This is a genomic window from Micromonospora sp. NPDC023888, assembly GCF_040639415.1.
GTDB lineage: Bacteria > Actinomycetota > Actinomycetes > Mycobacteriales > Micromonosporaceae > Micromonospora.
Map to the genome: position 1 here is coordinate 81336 of NZ_JBEZZW010000004.1, position 12798 is coordinate 94133.

Consider the following 12798-nt stretch of genomic DNA (forward strand, 5'->3'; position numbering starts at 1 on the left):
CGCAGCCATGAGCGGGCACGTGACGGCGCCGGCGGCGGCGGTCGCCGACGAACTGCCGACCTGGGTGACACTGCTGCGTGCGCCGAACCCGGGGCCGATGACCCTCGACGGCACCAACACCTGGGTGCTGCGCGCCCCGGCAGCCGAATCCGCCATCGTGGTCGACCCGGGGCCGGCCGACGAGGGGCACCTGACCCGGATCGCCGAGCACTGCCCCGTCGGGCTGATCCTGATCACCCACGGCCACCCCGACCACACCGAGGGCGCGGCCCGGCTGAGTGAGCTGCTCGGCGGTGTCCACGTCCTCGCCGTCGACCCCGCGCACACCATCGGCGCCGAGCCGCTGACCGAGCCGGGCGAGCACTTCGGCGGCTTCGGCCTGGCGGTCCGTCTGCTGACCACACCGGGGCACACCGCCGACTCGGTCTGCTTCCTGGTTGAGCACGGCGACGAGCGGGTGGTGCTCACCGGTGACACCATCCTCGGCCGGGGCACCACCGTGGTCGCCCACCCGGACGGGCATCTCGGCGACTACCTGACCAGCCTGGAGCTGCTCTCCGCGTACCGGGGGATTCCGGCGCTGCCGGGGCACGGCCCGGCGCTTGCCGACTGCGCCGCCGCCGCCGACTTCTACCTCGCGCACCGCCGGGCCCGGCTGGACCAGGTCCGGGCCGCGGTCGCGGCCGGCGCCGCCACTCCCGCCGAGGTGGTCGCGGCGGTCTACGCGGACGTGGACCGTTCGCTCTGGTGGGCGGCTGAGTGGTCGGTCCGCGCGCAGTTGGAGTATCTGGGTGTCGGCACCGGGGAATCCGCGCCCGGGGTCAGTGGGTTGGAGCACATGTGACCTGCCCCGTGTGCGGAACCGTCGCCGTTCCCGGCGCGCGGTTCTGCCACAACTGCGGTGCCGCGCTGCCGGCCGCCGCCACGTTGCCGGCGGCCGAGCGCCGGGTGGTCACCGTGCTCTTCGGCGACCTCTCCGAGTTCACCTCCTGGTCGGAGGACCTCGACCCGGAACGCGTCGGCGCGGTCACCGACCGGGTGCTGGCCGCCCTCGCCGGTGCCGTGAAGACGTTCGGCGGGCACGTCGACAAGTTGACCGGCGACGGGATCATGGCGGTCTTCGGTGCGCCGGTGGCGCACGAGGACGACGCCGAACGTGCGGTCCGGGCCGCCCTGTCCATGCAGCGGGCCGTCCGCCGGGTGCTCGACGACGAGCGGGGCGGCGGCGCGCCGCTCGGGCTGCGGGTCGGGCTGAACACCGGCGACGTCATCGCGGGCATCCAGGCCGCCATCGAGTACACGGTCATCGGCGATACGGTGAACACCGCCGCCCGGCTGGCCGACGCCGCAGCGGTCGGCGCGGTCTACGCCGGCGGGCGCACCGCCGCCGCCACCCGGCACGTCTCCTCCTGGCGGGCACTGCGCCCGCTGCGGCTCAAGGGCAAGCGTGAACCGGTCGAGGCGTACGAGCTGCTGGGTCTGCTGGACGCGCCCGGCACCCGCTCGGGGCTCGGCGACGAGGCGCCGTACGTCGGCCGGGAAACGGAGATCGGCCGGATCGCCGGCCGGCTCGCCGAGGTGATCGACCAGGGTGACCCGCGGGTGCTGCTGATGACCGCCGAGGCGGGCATCGGCAAGTCCCGGTTCGCCGCGGAGGTGGAGCGCCTCGCCGCCGGGTACGACGTGGGTGCCGGCCGGTATGCGGCGCACACGGGCGCCCGGGTGCTCTCGGTGCGCTGCGCCGCGTTCGGTGAGCGCCGCCGGCTCGCGCCCCTCGCCGACCTGGTGCGGGCCGCCGTCGGCCTGCCCAGTGACGCCTCCACCGCGCTGACCCGACCGGCGGTCGAGGAGAGGCTGCGGCGGCTCGGTCAGCGGCTCGCCCGCGCAGGTGGTGAGACCCCGCCGATCGCCACCGAGCAGTTGCTCGCCCTGCTCGGGTACGCGGAACTGTCGGCAAAGGGCGGCACCGACACCGGCGAGTGGAGCGGGTCGGGCACCCCGGCAGCGGATGCCGAGGTGGTGCCGAACGCGGTCGCCGACCTGCTCAGTGGGCTCGCCTCGGAGGCGCCGCTGGTGATCGTGGTGGACGACCTGCACGACGCCACCACCGAGACGATCGGTGCCCTCGGGCTGACCCTGTCCCGGCTCACCGGCCCGGTACTGGTGCTGCTGCTCGGTCGCCCCGAGCTGGTGCGTACCGCCGGCGCGCTGACCCGGGTCGCGGACGCCGAGGTGCACTCCCTGCCGCCGCTGCGTGGCGCCGACGCGGCGCGGCTGCTCACCAGCTACCTCGGTGGCGGCAAGTTGCCACCGGCCGACGCGGACCGGCTGCTCGCCACCGCGCAGGGCAACCCCTTCTACCTGGCCGAGTTGGTCACCCTGCTCATCGAGCGCGGGGCGCTCACCACGGAAACCGCGCGCGGTGCCCGCGCCGGGAAGGAACGGCCCGGTTCCGGCGAGCGGGACCAGAGCCCCTCGGTCGGCTGGCGGTTGGTGCCCGGTTCGCTGGGCAGCCGGCTGCTCTCCCGCGACCTCGCCGCCGTGCTCGCCGCCCGGATCGACGCGCTGCCGCCGGACGCCCGCTCGGTGCTGCGCGACGCCGCGGTGATCGGTGACACGGTGCCGATCGGTGCGCTGGAGGCGATGCGCGAGCAGCGCGCCGGCCGCGACGGCCGGCCGTCGGCAGTGGTCGCCGTGGAACTCGACCGAGCCGTCGAGGAGCTGCTGCAACGCCGGATGCTGCACCGCTCCCGGGTCGGCTACTCGTTCGCGACCCCGCTGATGCGGGAGGCCGCGTACGCCGGGGTGAGCAAGGCGGAGCTGGCCGAGCGGCACGCCGCGTTGGCCCGCTGGGCGGCACCGGCGGACGACAGCGCGGTCAGCACGGTGGGCGGGTTCACCGACGAGGCCCGCGACGACTTTGTGGCGACGCACGTCGAGCGGGCCGCGACGCTCGCCGACGCGGTGAAGCTGCGCCCGGACGCGCCGGCCCGCGCGGTGGTGCCGCTCGGCGTCGCCGCGCTCGGCCGGGCCGCCCGCCGGTCGCTGTCCGCCGGTGAGCCGATGCTGGCCGTCGAGTACGCCGAACGCGCCACCGAACTGGCCCGCGACGGGGTGCCGGCGACCGATCGGGTGGTGCACGCGCGGGCGCTGCTCCAGGTCGGTCGGGTCGCCGACGCGCTGGCGTACGCGGAGAAGATCGCCGCGAACGCGGGGGACGAGGCCACCCGGGTCGGTGCCCTGCTGCTCGCCGGGCAGGCCCAGGAGACCCTCGGTGATCAGGGTAGGGCGATGACCGCCTGGCACGAGGCGTTGCAGGTCGCCACGGCCGGTGGGCTGCCCGTGCAGCGGGCGACGGCGATGCGCCGGCTCGGCATGGCCGACTTCGTGGCTGGTCGGCTGAGCCAGGCGAGCAGCCGGTTGGCTGCCGCGTACCAGGTCAGCCTCGGTGCGCAGGACCGGCGGGGGCAGGCCTGGTCGCTACAGAACCTGGCCTGGGTGACCACCACCCGGGGTGACTTCGCCGGCACCGACGCGGTCCTCGGCCGGGCCGCCCGGCTCTTCGCCGAGCTGAAGGACCCGTACGGGCGGGCCTGGCTGCGCGGCACCACGGCGTTCGCCCGGCTGCTCGCCGGCCGGCTGCGCGAGGCGTGTCGGATGGCGCGGGTGTTCCTGCCCTTCGGCGAGCGGGTCGGTGAGGCGTGGGCGGTGGGCACGCTCCGTGCGGTGGCGGCGTTCGCCACGGCCGAGCTGGGCGACCTGGCCGAGGCGGACCGGGAGGCCCGGCGGGCGTACCGGGAGTTCGCCGCCGCCTCCGACGACTGGGGGCGCGGGTTCGCGCTTGTGGTCCGGGCGGTGGTGGCGCGTGGGCTGGGCGAGCCGGAGCACGCGGCGGACCTGCTCACCGACGCTTTGGCGTACGCCGAGCGCACCTCGCACCCGCTGCTCACCGGGATGGCCGGCACGCTGCGCGGCTTCGTGGCGTTGGACATGGGCGACTGCGAGACCGCCGAGCGGGTGGCCCGCGCGGTGCTGACCGCAGTGGAGCCGCACAACCCGCAGGCCCCGGCCCAGGTGGCGCCGCGGGTGCTGCTGGCGACGGCCCGGCTGGCCGCCGGTGACTCGGCGACCGCGGTCGGGCTGCTCGCCCCGGTGGCGACGGCCGCGGCGAACGCACCCTCACTGCTCTTCTCCCGCCGCCAGACGATGGCCCAGTACGCGGCGGCGCTGCTCGCGCACGGTCAGCGGGAGCAGGCGTTGGACTGGGCCCGGCGGGCGGTCACCGCTCCGGCCGAGGACGTGCGCAGCCAGGTGATCGCGGCCGGTGTGCTGGCCGAGGCGCTGGCCGCCTGCGGTCACCCGGCGGAGGCCCGGTCCTGTGCGGACGAGGCGGTCCGCCTGGCGTACGCGACCGAGCAACGCAGCGAACGCGCCGCCGCCAACGCCCTCCGCGCCCGCCTGACCACCCCCGCCTGACGCGTGGTGACGCCTCCCTGACGGAAGTCGTTTGAGCGACGGGATAGGGGAGTTTTTGCCGGTTCTGGGGATGTGGCGGTCGGGGTGAGGGGCTAGCGTGTCACCACCGTGTGCCGGTCCACAGTGGTGACCGTCGCCGTGCCTGGGGAGGCCCTTCATGAAGCTGCCGCGTTCCATCGCGGGCTGGACCATCGCGGTCTTCGGCGTGTTGGCGCTGGTGATGGGCGCGGTCGGGCTGCTCTGGCCGGAGGGGCAGTTGCGCATGCTCGGCTTCGAGGTGCCGGAGACGCGTGCCGTCGGTGACCACACCGGCACGTTCCTGTTGGCGTCCTCGATGGCGGCGTTCAACATGGGCGTCTACTACCTGCTCGCCACGATCACCGAGTGGCGGGTGTTCTACCGGTTCACAGTGGTCTTCCGGCTCGTCACGTTCACCGTGTTCACCATCGCGGTGCTCTCCGACATCGCCCCGGGTCGGTTCTTCGGGGTGGCGGCCTGGGAGGGTCTGGGGGCCGTGGCGACCGCCGTCGGCCTGCGCCTGGACGCCCGCAGGGGAGCGTCGGCCGGTGGAGTTGCCTCGTCGGACGGTGCCGGGGCGGTCGCGCCCGCCGAGGAGCGTACCGGTCCGGCCGGTGCCGCTCCGGCGGACACGGTGCGCTGAGCCGCCGGCCGGGTTGGGTATTTTCGAGCGGTGACCGACACCCCGACCGGCGGCCCGCCGGTGCCGATCGTGCCTGGTCTGACTGATTTGCGGGTCTTTGCCCGGGGTGGGTACGCGACCGTCTACCAGGCCACCCAGATCTCGGTGGGTCGCGAGGTCGCCGTCAAGGTGGAGAACCGGACCCTGGACAGCGAGCGGGACCAGGCCCGTTTCCTGCGCGAGGCGCGGGCGGCCGGCCGGATGTCGTCCCACCCGCACGTGGTGGACCTCTTCGACGTCGGGGTCACCGTCGACCAACACCCCTACCTGATCATGGAGCTCTGCGACGGCTCGTACGCCGAACGGATGCGGACCTCGCCCCTCGACCCGGTGGAGGCCCGCGACCTCGGCATCAAGATTGCCGACGCGCTCGCCCACTCGCACGCGGCCGGGGTGCTGCACCGGGACGTGAAACCGGCCAACATCCTCCACTCGGCCTTCAACTCGGCGGTGCTCGCCGACTTCGGGCTGGCCGTGCTCGCCGAGCACCGGGACGCCTCGGTCACCCTGGAGGTGCTCACCCCGGCGTACGCGCCGCCGGAGATGTTCAGCCACAGCCCGCCGTCACCGGCCGTCGACGTGTACGCGCTCTGCGCCACCCTCTACGCGGTGATGCACGGTCGTCCGCCCCGCTGGCAGTCCGAGCGCAACCCCAGCCTCGTCACCGTCCTGGAGATGTTCAACCAGCCGCTCCCCGCCCTGCCCGGCGTCCCGGACGAGCTGATCGACGTGCTGCGCGCCGGCATGGCAAACGACCCGGCCGAGCGTCCCACCGCCCTCGAACTGCACGACCTGCTCGCCAGCCTGCCACTCGGTTCACCGTCGGCCCCGGTCAGCGGCGCCCCGGTCAGCGGCGGCGCGACCCGCCCCGGCCCGTACGTGTCCGGTCAGCCGGCGCCCCGGCCGCCCGTCGAGGACACCCAGCACGTCGTCCCCGCCGTCCGGCGCTGGCGGCGCTGGTTCCTGGGCGGTGCCGGGGTGCTCGCGCTCGCCGGCTCCGCGACCGCCGGGGCGTGGTTCGCCGACCGGGCGGCACCGCCGACCCCGAACTCGACTGTCACCCAGGTCGCCGCACCGGCGACCGGGCCGCTGCCCGGGTGCACGACAGGCGCCGGCACGCCCACCGCCCTGCCCGAGGGAGCCCGGTGCCTGCCCGAGCTGGAATGCTTCGGCCCGATGCGGATCCGCGGCGACCGCGCCGAGGCGGTCCGGCTGTCCTGCACCGGCCGGCACACCTGGGAGACGTACGCCGAGGGCATCCTGCCGGTGTCGCTGGTCGGGGCCGACTACGACGACGTGGTCGCCGCCGCCCAGGTGCAACAGGTGTGCAGCGCCACGACGTTCCGGTTGACCACCGGGATCGCCGAGCCGAGCGGCTGGCACCTGGAGGTGCTCCCGCCGGTCGACGGGAGCATCGACCGGACCTACCGGTGCCTGGCCGGGCGGGGCGTGGACGCGCTCACCGCGCCCACCCTCACCGGCCGCTGATCCCGTCCGACCCGCGTCGCCGGTCCCGCACCGCCCGCAGGGCGTCCCGACTGTCCAGGGCGTCGAGGGTGTCCGCGTCGATCCCGTACGGCATCAGCTCGGCCGGCCCGGTGTTCGCCGGCCGGTCCTCCGGCTCCGGGTCGTCGGCCTGGCGGGCGGCGGAGAAGGCGACCCCGGCCACCATGGACAGCAGGACGCAGAGCAGGGCGAGAACCACGCCGACAAGGTCCTGTCGGCGCCAGACGACCAGCAGGGCCAGTGGCACGAGCGCTCCGAGTGCCGCGAGCACCGCCACCGTCCGCGCATCGGGCCTGGACAATCGACTCATTCGTCCAGCATGTCGTGACATCGGCGGCTGTCAACCGCTGATCGGGTCGCCCCGCCGATCGGCACCGGCCGAGCGGTCGGTCCGACGTGTCCGGTTGGCGTCGCTACGGACGGGCCTGCGCTCGCTACCCTGAGTGTTCCGCAGGCCGGTCCGTCAGCGAGGTCATCACATGAACGTGCGCAGCACCCGGTCCCGGCTCCGTTCGGTCGCGACGACACTGGCCGTCGCCCTCACCCTCACCCTGGCCGCCGCCGCCGGCTGCGACAGCCGGCAGGAGCCCGAGCTGCCGTCCGTGCAGCAGAAGATCCGTGAGTCGCACATCTACCGGCAGGCACAGTTGCGCATCGGCGTCGCCACCAAGGAACCGCTGATGGGCGACCTGCGCAACGGCCAGCACGTCGGCTTCGACGTCGAGATCGGCAGGTACATCGCTGCCTCCCTGGGCTACGAGGGGGACCAGCGGTTGGAGTTCGTGTCGGTGGCGACCGAAAACCGGATCCCGGCGTTGCAGGGCGGCACCGTCGACCTCGTGGTGTCCAGCTTCTCGATGACCGAGGAGCGCGAAAAGCTCGTCAGCTTCGCCGGGCCGTACTTCGTCACCACGCAGGAGGTGTTGGTGCCGGTCCGCCTCAAGGACCGGATCCGCACCATCGAGGACCTGCGCGACCCCGCCTTCAAGGTCTGCACCAGCGGCGGGTCCACCACCGAGGCCGAGCTGGAGAAACACGGGGTCAGGACATTCGTGGTGAAGGACGTCGGGGACTGCGTCGACGGCATCCGGGGCGGCCGGTACGACGCGGTCAGCTCGGACGAGACGATCCTCGCCGGGTTCCTGGCGACCTATCCCAAGGAGTTCGAGGTCGTGGACATGCCCTTCGGCACCAGCGAACTGCTGGGCATCGGCGTGCCGATCGGCGACCCCGCGCTGCGCGACCTGGTCGCGTTCTTCCTGCAAAAGAGCTACGAGCAGGGCCGCAACGGGCAAACGAGCCCCTGGCAGAGCGCCTACAACCGCACCCTGGGCCCCTGGTTGAAGGTCGAGAAACGCCAGCCTCAACCGCTGCAGGTGCCGAAGCTCGTCGACTTCGACGACAAGGCGCCGTCGACGTGAGCACGGCGCCGACCGCAACCGGCGCCGACGGTCCGGTTCCGCCACCCCGGACGTCCGCGCCGGACCGCGTCGCCTCACCGGCCCCCGACGGTACGACCGCAGCCGAACCTTCTGCCGGCACGGCGGACCGGGTCGACTGGCCGGTCGGCGTGCCGGTCGCCGAACCAGCCGACCCGGTCGTCGCCGACGTCGAGCCGGGGCGGATCCGTTGGGACCCGGCGGAGCGGCGCGCCCGTGCCAGCCAGTCCTTCTGGACGGCGCTGGTGGGCGTACCGGCGATCTTCTCGGTGCTCCGCCTCGGGGTGGAGGCGGGCGGCGAACTTCAGACCACACTGCTGCTGGTGGCGAACGTCGGCCCGGTCAACCTGCTCGCCGGCTTCCTGACCACGGCGGCCCGGCTGCTCTCCACCGGAATGGTCGCCGTCTTCGCGCTCGGGGCGGTGCTGGCCGTCGGCGCGGACCGGCTGCCACCGGGGACCCGCCGTCGTCCGCTCTTCGCCCGCTGGGCCGACCTCACCCCGGCCTGGGTGGTGCTTGCGAGTTTCCTGCTCGCCCTGATCACCTGGCCGCTGCTCTACCTGCCGCTGCTGCTGCCGGCGTTCGCGGCGGCGTTCCAGTTGCGCCCCGGGCGACTGCACGAACGGGTGGTGCCACGACTGCTCATGATCGTCGCGCTGCTCGCCGGGTACGGCTGGCTGCTGTTGCCGACGCTGCGGGACGCCGGAAAGCAGGGCGAGCTGTTGGTGTTGGCGCTGCTCGCGGTGCCGCCGCTGCTGGCTCTCTTCATCGCGGGGCCGTTGCCCGGCCTGGTGATCCGGCCGCTGGCGTCGGTGACCGAGGTGGCGATGCTCGCCATGCTGCTCTGGGCCGCGGTGCCGGTGATCAGCACACCGGTGTTGCCGCTGACCGTCACGACCGTGGGCGCGGAGAACGGACCCACCGAGGACGTACGCGGGCACGTGATCACCACCGACGACGTCAACGTGGTGATCCTGCAGGAGCGCGGTGGTGTGCGGTACGTGCCTGTCGATCTGGTCCGCGCGCAGGTGCTCTGCCCGAGCGAGGAGGAGTTGCCCCGGTACCAGTTGCGCGTCCGCGACTTCCACGTCGAGGACTCCCTGCTGGAGGGCATGGGTCGCCGGGTTCGCCCGGTCCACCGCATCGACGCCGCCTGCCGGATCCCCGGCTGAACCCGCGGCGGTGGCGCGCGGTGTGGTCCGTCGGCGCGGCGGCGGTTCGTCGGCGCCGGGCTCACCGCTCCGATCAGCGCGGTGAGCGTGCCGTCGCGTCTGCTGCGTCGGCCAGTTCGTCGGCGACCTGCGGGTTCGTCGAGTTGATGGCGGCGGTCCACAGCACGTCGGTGGGCGTCGCGCCGGCCAGCCAGCGCCGCATCGACTCCTGCGCCCCGTCGGGCAGGGGACCCTGGTGCGACCAGCCTTGAACGACCGTGGCCAGGTGCCGGGCGCTGTGCTCGCCCGGCACGGCCGCGAACTCCGCCAGGTACGGCCCGAGGTCGATCTCCAGCCCGGCGACCGCCTCCAGCAGGTCCCAGGCCGAGGTGGTGGACGGGAACTCCAGGAGGGTCCGGTGCCACCAGCCGAGGAGGAACCGCTCGACGGCCGCCCGCTCGTCTGCCGACCAGCCGTGCCACTGGTCCCGCATCCGAGCGGTGACGGCCTCCGGCGGCAGGTACGAGATCTCGCCACGGGCGAACGCCTCGAGCAGCCGGGGCAGCAGGTGCGGCACCTCGGTCCCGTCCCCCCAGGTGCCCTCGTTCGCCAGGTAGGCCTCGAGTTGGTCGATGGTCAGCTCCCGCAGCGGGGTGCGGGCGAAGAGGGCCAGGTCCGCCGGCTCCACGCAGTGCGGGCAGGCCTCCATGTCGGCGGGCATCGGGTGGTCGGCGAAAGCGGCGTAGAGCGCATCCACCAGCAGGTCGAACTCGACGTCGTTGCGCACCCGCTCAGTATTTCCGACCAAGCGCCCACACGGTGCCCGCATATACAGTCTGACTGTATATGCTGCGTCGATGGCGAACGCTTCCCTGCACGAATCGACCTATCTGATCCTCACTGCGCTCGTCGAGGCCCCACGGCACGGATACGCCGTCCTCGACGAGGTCCGCCGGATCTCCGACGGGCGCGTCGACCTGCGCGCCGGCACCCTCTACGCGGCGCTGGACCGGCTGCGTACCGAGGGCCTCATCGACGTTGAACGCGAGGAGCAGGTGCAGTCCAGGTTGCGCCGGTACTACCGACTCACCGCCGCTGGGGTGCAACGCCTGGCCGAGGAGTCGGCACGCCTGCGGAGCAACGCCGACGCGGCGAGCGTGCGGCTGCGCCGTGCCGGCCTCATCGTCGAAGGCGGTGCCGCGTGACGTTGCACCAGGTCTACCGGTGGCTGCTGGCCTGCTATCCCCGCGCGTACCGGCGGCAGTACGAGGACGAGTTGATCGGGGTGTTGCTGGACGACGCCGCGCCGGGCCAGCGCAGGCCCTCGGCACGAGATGTGTCCGCCCTGCTCGGTGGGGCGGTTCGGGCGCACGTACGGCAGGTCGGCGCCCGATTCTCGGTCGACACGTGGCGGGACGCGGCGCAGGTGCTGGGCCTGATCGCCGCGCTGCTGTTGTTCGTGCGCTCCGCGCGCGTTCCGGTGCTGCACCTCAGCATGTTCGCGCAGAGCTATCCGGACGGGATCGGTGAGGAGTTCGCCCTCTGGCCGGGTGGTCTCGGGGCGGCGCTGTGGCTCGTCGTGGCGGTGTTCACCGTATCCGCGTGGGGCCGGGCGGCGGCCGCCATCGCCGTCGGCGGCGTGGCGTTCGAGGTGGTACGGGTCGCCGAGGCCTACGGGCAGTATTCGACGGTCTTCGACATCTGGCCCGTCGTGCTCGCCGCGATGATCCCGCTTGCCCTCGCCCTCCGCGCTCCCCGTTCCGTAACGGCTGTCCTCGCGCGCTGGCGGCTCGGCACACTCGCGGCGGCGACGGTGGTCAGCGTCGGCGCTCCGAGCGTCACCCTGCTGACCCCCGTGGACAGCTCGGCGTCGCCCATCTACGGCACCTGGATGTTCACCTCCGGCGTCGACCGGGCCGAGGCGATCCTGCTGACCGCGGGATACCTGATCTTCGCCCTTGTCGTCCTGTCGACGTCGACGGCGCTCCGGCTGCGCCTGCTCGCGCTCGTCGTCCCGGTGGGCGTCACGCTGCTGCTCACCCGGGTGGGGCTCGGGACCCCCGGGACGTTCCTGGAGCGCTCCAGCCACGACGGCGTCCTCGACGCGCTCACCTGGGCGCAGTGGTCGACGTTGGTGCTGGCACCCGTGTTGCTCTTCGCGCTGGCCGTGGCCATCCTGCACCGCCACGAGCGCCCGGGGACGTCCGAAGCGTAGGCGGACCGCGGACCGCAGGTGATCGACTCGGTTCTCGTGAAGTCGGGGCGTCGATGGGCCTTCGACACCCCGGGTTCAAGGAAACCGAGTCGATCACCGGCCCGGCCCGGCCCGGACGGCCGGGCGGGCCGGGCGGGCCGGCTCAGTAGGACTTGTCCTGGCCGAGGACGTGTTGGGCCACGAAGTTGAGGATCATCTCTCGGCTGACCGGGGCGATCCGGCCGGCCCGCACCGCACCGAGCAGGGTCGCCACCCCGTACTCGGTGGTCATGCCGGCCCCACCGAGCACCTGGACGGCGGTGTCGACGGCGAGCGCGGCGGCCTCCCCGGCCGCGTACTTGGCCATGTTGCCGGACACCCCGGCCTCCAGGTCGCGGCCCGCGTCGTACAGGGTGGCGGCCTTCTGGATCATGAGGCGGGCCAACTCCACCTGCACCGCCGCGTGTGCCAGCGGATGGGACACGCCCTGGTGTGAGCCGATGCTCCGGCCGCCCCAGACCTTGCGCGTGGCGGTGTACTCGCTGGCCCGCTCGATGGCGTACCGGCCGGTGCCGGCACCCATCGCGGCCACCGTGATCCGCTCCGGGTTGAGCCCGGCGAAGAGCGCCGGCAGGCCGGCGTCCAGCGACTCACCGAGCAGCGCGTCGGCGGGGAGCCGCACGTCGTCCAGGTAGAGCAGGAACTGGTTCTCCGGGGACACGATCTCCATGTCCAGTTTGGAGCGGGTCAGCCCGGCCGCGTCGGTCGGCACGAGGAACAGCGCCGGCTTGAGTTTGCCGGTGGAGGAATCCTCGGTGCGGGCCACGACCAGGACGTGGTCGGCCTCGTCGACCCCGGAGATGTAGCACTTGCGGCCGTTGAGCAGCCACCCGTCGCCGTCGCGGCGGGCCACAGTGCCGAGCCGGTGGAAGTTGGAACCGGCCTCCGGTTCGGTGATCGCGAAGACGATCTTCTGGGAGCCGTCGGCGAGGCCGGGCAGGTGCCGCTTGCGTTGCTCCTCGGTGCCGTGCCGGTTGAGTACGGTGGCCGCGATCGCGGGAGAGACCACAAGCAGCAGCAGCGGGCAGCCGGAGGCGGCCAACTCCTCGCAGACGATGGCCAGCTCGGTGATGCCGCCGCCGCCACCGCCGTACTCGGTGGGGATGTTGACCCCCAGGTAGCCGAGCCGTCCCGCCTCGGCCCACAGCTCGGTGGTGTGCTCGCCGGCCTTCGCCTTCTCGACGAAGTAGCCGTGGCCGTAGCGGCGGCCCAACGCCCGCACGGCGTCGCGCAACTGGTCCTGCTCGGGGGTGAGGTCGAAGGTCATGAAGG

The 12798-nt window shown here is 73.3% G+C and carries 11 protein-coding genes; 8 read left to right on the top strand and 3 right to left on the bottom strand.

Going from position 1 to position 12798, the window contains the following annotated elements; all coding sequences use genetic code 11:
• Nucleotides 1-7 precede the first annotated feature (7 nt).
• From AB0F61_RS04925 to AB0F61_RS04940, 4 genes are all read left to right on the top strand, one after another.
• Nucleotides 8-844, top strand: coding sequence for an MBL fold metallo-hydrolase (locus tag AB0F61_RS04925; RefSeq protein ID WP_357803368.1), 837 nt, complete (start codon nt 8-10; stop codon nt 842-844).
• Nucleotides 841-4476, top strand: a complete 3636-nt coding sequence (locus tag AB0F61_RS04930; RefSeq protein WP_357803370.1) for an adenylate/guanylate cyclase domain-containing protein — start codon at nt 841-843, stop codon at nt 4474-4476. The genes AB0F61_RS04925 and AB0F61_RS04930 overlap by 4 nt, the downstream gene beginning before the upstream one ends.
• Before the next feature lie 157 nt (nt 4477-4633).
• Nucleotides 4634-5137 (top strand): hypothetical protein, encoded by a 504-nt coding sequence (locus AB0F61_RS04935; protein ID WP_357803372.1) that lies wholly within the window; start codon nt 4634-4636, stop codon nt 5135-5137.
• A gap of 30 nt (nt 5138-5167) precedes the next feature.
• A complete protein-coding gene (locus AB0F61_RS04940) occupies nt 5168-6664 on the top strand; it encodes a protein kinase (RefSeq protein ID WP_357803374.1) in 1497 nt (498 codons plus the stop codon).
• Here the strand turns inward: AB0F61_RS04940 and AB0F61_RS04945 are convergent.
• Nucleotides 6651-6992, bottom strand: coding sequence for a hypothetical protein (locus AB0F61_RS04945; protein WP_357803376.1), 342 nt, complete (start codon nt 6990-6992; stop codon nt 6651-6653). The two genes, AB0F61_RS04940 and AB0F61_RS04945, sit on opposite strands and share 14 nt — an antisense overlap.
• A gap of 169 nt (nt 6993-7161) precedes the next feature.
• On the opposite strand from AB0F61_RS04945, the gene AB0F61_RS04950 reads away from it, so the two are divergent.
• Together AB0F61_RS04950 and AB0F61_RS04955 are read left to right on the top strand one after the other, a co-directional pair.
• On the top strand, nt 7162-8103 hold the full coding sequence (locus tag AB0F61_RS04950) for a transporter substrate-binding domain-containing protein (protein ID WP_357803378.1): 942 nt from the start codon (nt 7162-7164) through the stop codon (nt 8101-8103).
• Nucleotides 8100-9293 (top strand): hypothetical protein, encoded by a 1194-nt coding sequence (locus AB0F61_RS04955; RefSeq protein WP_357803379.1) that lies wholly within the window; start codon nt 8100-8102, stop codon nt 9291-9293. Before AB0F61_RS04950 ends, AB0F61_RS04955 begins: the two co-directional genes overlap by 4 nt.
• A 73-nt stretch (nt 9294-9366) precedes the next feature.
• Here the strand turns inward: AB0F61_RS04955 and AB0F61_RS04960 are convergent, their stop codons facing one another.
• Nucleotides 9367-10059, bottom strand: coding sequence for a hypothetical protein (locus tag AB0F61_RS04960; protein WP_357803381.1), 693 nt, complete (start codon nt 10057-10059; stop codon nt 9367-9369).
• 70 nt (nt 10060-10129) lie between these two features.
• Between AB0F61_RS04960 and AB0F61_RS04965 the strand changes: the two genes are divergently transcribed.
• Both AB0F61_RS04965 and AB0F61_RS04970 read left to right on the top strand, forming a co-directional pair.
• Nucleotides 10130-10477 (top strand): PadR family transcriptional regulator, encoded by a 348-nt coding sequence (locus AB0F61_RS04965; protein ID WP_357803383.1) that lies wholly within the window; start codon nt 10130-10132, stop codon nt 10475-10477.
• Complete coding sequence (locus tag AB0F61_RS04970) at nt 10474-11487, top strand: hypothetical protein (RefSeq protein ID WP_357803385.1); 1014 nt, start codon at nt 10474-10476, stop codon at nt 11485-11487. The genes AB0F61_RS04965 and AB0F61_RS04970 overlap by 4 nt, the downstream gene beginning before the upstream one ends.
• A 142-nt stretch (nt 11488-11629) precedes the next feature.
• Here the strand turns inward: AB0F61_RS04970 and AB0F61_RS04975 are convergent, their stop codons facing one another.
• The gene (locus tag AB0F61_RS04975) at nt 11630-12793 is read right to left on the bottom strand and encodes an acyl-CoA dehydrogenase (RefSeq protein ID WP_357803386.1); all 1164 of its coding nucleotides are present in this window, start codon (nt 12791-12793) and stop codon (nt 11630-11632) included.
• Between the last annotated feature and the right edge of the window lie 5 nt (nt 12794-12798).

Excerpts from the sequence above, each read along its gene's own strand:
- AB0F61_RS04925 (WP_357803368.1), top strand. The coding sequence starts at position 8 with ATGAGCGGGCACGTGACGGCGCCGGCGGCGGCGGTCGCCGACGAACTG.
- AB0F61_RS04935 (WP_357803372.1), top strand. The coding sequence starts at position 4,634 with ATGAAGCTGCCGCGTTCCATCGCGGGCTGGACCATCGCGGTCTTCGGC.
- AB0F61_RS04945 (WP_357803376.1), bottom strand. The coding sequence starts at position 6,992 with ATGAGTCGATTGTCCAGGCCCGATGCGCGGACGGTGGCGGTGCTCGCG.
- AB0F61_RS04950 (WP_357803378.1), top strand. The coding sequence starts at position 7,162 with ATGAACGTGCGCAGCACCCGGTCCCGGCTCCGTTCGGTCGCGACGACA.
- AB0F61_RS04965 (WP_357803383.1), top strand. The coding sequence starts at position 10,130 with ATGGCGAACGCTTCCCTGCACGAATCGACCTATCTGATCCTCACTGCG.
- AB0F61_RS04975 (WP_357803386.1), bottom strand. The coding sequence starts at position 12,793 with ATGACCTTCGACCTCACCCCCGAGCAGGACCAGTTGCGCGACGCCGTG.